Annotated in this window: 2 protein-coding genes; both read right to left on the bottom strand. The window is 71.9% G+C overall.

The window, feature by feature from the left end; all coding sequences use genetic code 11:
• On the bottom strand, positions 1 to 646 hold a 646-nt coding region (locus tag G6018_RS15205; protein ID WP_182640067.1), incomplete at its 3' end, for an SDR family NAD(P)-dependent oxidoreductase.
• Positions 643 to 1388: FCD domain-containing protein (locus G6018_RS15200; RefSeq protein ID WP_182640066.1), on the bottom strand; the 746-nt coding region annotated here is incomplete at its 5' end. The genes G6018_RS15205 and G6018_RS15200, both read right to left, overlap by 4 nt.

Here is a 1388-nt window from a genome sequence, read left to right as displayed (position 1 = left end):
CACCGCGGGAGATGCGGCGCGCCGGGGCGAGCGTTCCGCCGGGAGCGGTGGCCACCACCCGGATCCCGTGTGGAGCCGCCTCGAGCGCGAGCGCTGTGGTCAGTCCGTTCACCCCGCCCTTGGACGCCGCGTACGGGGCCCGGTTGACGCCGCGCGTGGCCACCGAGGACACGTTGACGATGGTTCCGGCCTCGACGGAGACCATCGACGGCAGGACCGCGCGGCACATCCACATCGTGGGGAACAGCGAACGACGCACCTCCTTCTCGATCTGTTCCGGCGAGTACTCGTGGTAGGGCCGGGCCCAGATCGTGCCACCGACGTTGTTGATCAGTACGTCGATCCGGCCGTGGGCGGAGAGTGCGGCCTCGGCCGCGACGTGTGCGCCCTGGAACGTCTCGAGGTCGGCGACCACCGTGGTCACCCTGTGGCCGTCCGGCGACACGGCGGTCAGGTCCTCGGCGACCTCGGTGATCGCCTCCGCGCGGTCGACGGCGGTGACCAGTCCGCCCTCCCGGACGACCCGGTCGGCGACCGCACGACCGATTCCCTGAACCGCTCCGGTGACGAGAACGGACAGGCCGTCGAAACGGCCGGGGGAGAGAACGGGTGGGACGGCGTCGTGGTCACCGACCGGGGCGCTCACGACGCCACCCCGACGGACGAGTCGGCGAGCGCGGCCCGCATGGTCGCCTTGGCGTGTTCGGTGTGGCGCCGGATCAGGTAGCGTGCCGCGTCGCGATCCCCGTTCTCGAACGCGGTGACGATCTCGAGGTGCTCCGGCACGATGTCCTCGGACACCCAGCGGGCGTCCGGGAGGACACTGTTCATCACCCGGGTGACCTCCAGGATCCGGTAGGCCTGCAGGAGGGCCTCGTTGCCGGTGCACCGGAAGAGGTATTCGTGGAACTGCGCGTTCGCGGCGGTGAAGCGCGCCGGGTCGAGAAAGCGATCCCCCTGGATGTACTGGTTGGCCGACTCCGCCAGCATGCGGAACTCCGCGAGGCGAGCGGCGTCGAGTCGGCCCATGGTGAGCTCGACGGCTCCGAGTTCGAGCGCCATCCGGGCGTCGAACTGGGCGTCCGAGTGGGCGATCCCGGGATGCACCTCACCGCTGACGACACCGGTCGAGGACGTGATCGTCTCGGACCGCTCGCCCCCGGGTAGCGACAGGGCGGACGACGTCGTCGGCGGGACGGAGGTCCGGGGGACGGGGTGCAGGGTCACGGGTCGGGGGACGTATCCCACCGGCCGGGCGGCGAGGGGTGAGACCTCGTCCTCGGCCGCTTGTCCCGGCGAGGACCCGGGGCCGGACGCACCCGGGACACGGGACTCGAACCCGACCGGCCTGGCGGCGATGGCCGGCTGCGGGCGTGCGGGACCGCGCG

This window comes from Dietzia sp. DQ11-44, from assembly GCF_014145205.1.
GTDB lineage: Bacteria > Actinomycetota > Actinomycetes > Mycobacteriales > Mycobacteriaceae > Dietzia > Dietzia natronolimnaea.
This window is presented reverse-complemented; position numbering and strand designations above follow the sequence as displayed.